General features: G+C 80.9%; 1 protein-coding gene. It reads right to left on the bottom strand.

Annotation, left to right across the window (positions count from 1 at the left end; translation table 11 throughout):
* On the bottom strand, positions 1 to 220 hold a 220-nt coding region (locus tag BST40_RS33750; protein ID WP_208618989.1), incomplete at both ends, for a hypothetical protein.

Raw genomic sequence — 220 nt, 5'->3', positions numbered from 1 at the left:
GTGCCGCCTTGGCCGCCGGCGCCTTGGGTGCCGGCGGTGCCGGTGAAGGCGTTGCCGGCGTTGCCGCCGGTGCCGCCCTGGCCGCCGTTGCCGCCTCGGCCGCCGGTGCCGCCGGTGGCGCCGGCGCCGACCGCGGCGGTGTAGTCCGCGCCCTTGCCGCCGGTGCCGCCCACGCCGCCGGTGCCGCCGTTGCCGGCGGTGCCATCAGCACCAACAGTGG

It is taken from the genome of Mycobacterium persicum, assembly GCF_002086675.1.
Classification (GTDB): Bacteria; Actinomycetota; Actinomycetes; order Mycobacteriales; family Mycobacteriaceae; genus Mycobacterium; species Mycobacterium persicum.
Note: the sequence above shows the minus strand (reverse complement) of the source record. Positions and strands in the feature narration are given on the sequence as shown.